Here is a 255-nt window from a genome sequence, read left to right on the forward strand (position 1 = left end):
GGCCGGTCCAGCGAGATCACCACCGCCCGCCACGACAAGCTCACCGCACACCTTCGCGAAACCGGCCTCGGCGCCCTGGCCGACCTCGGCTTCGTCGGCCTGGACGACGACCCCGACGACCACCCCGTGAGCATCACCGGCCGCAAAGCCACCCGGAACCACCAGCTCACCGACGCGGAGAAGGAGGCGAACCGTCTGCTCAGCCGCGAACGCGCCGCCGTCGAGCACGGCTTCGCCAACCTCAAGACCTGGCGC

At 71.0% G+C, this 255-nt stretch carries 1 protein-coding gene; it reads left to right on the forward strand.

The genetic code is table 11. The annotated features are described in order from the left end of the window. The coding region (locus ADL01_RS27210) for a transposase family protein (protein ID WP_324614639.1) at positions 1-255 on the forward strand (255 nt) is incomplete at both ends.

The organism is Streptomyces sp. NRRL WC-3618 (assembly GCF_001280005.1).
GTDB lineage: Bacteria > Actinomycetota > Actinomycetes > Streptomycetales > Streptomycetaceae > Streptomyces.